The following is a 261-nucleotide window of genomic DNA, read 5'->3' on the forward strand; positions in this document are numbered from 1 at the left end:
CAGCAATACATGGACGCGCCGGTAGCCGTAACGCACCCGCGTCGCCGTGATCTCCTTGATCCTGGCTTTCAAGGCAGCCTGGTCGCCGCGCTTCGACTTGTAGTGATAGAGCGACGTGTCGATCAGGAACGTCGCACATGCCCGGCGGATCGACACCTTCCAGTCCGCCCGGACCTCATCGACAAGCCGCCGGCGGCGAACAGGCTTCAGAGCTTTTTTGACAGAACGTCCTGCAACATGGCCTTGTCGAGCGTCAGGTCG

General features: G+C 61.3%; 1 pseudogene. It reads right to left on the minus strand.

The window, feature by feature from the left end:
* A pseudogene (locus P9272_RS36015) lies at positions 1 to 261 on the minus strand (IS3 family transposase); the annotation flags it as partial.

This window comes from Mesorhizobium sp. WSM4976 (assembly GCF_029625685.1).
Classification (GTDB): Bacteria; Pseudomonadota; Alphaproteobacteria; order Rhizobiales; family Rhizobiaceae; genus Mesorhizobium.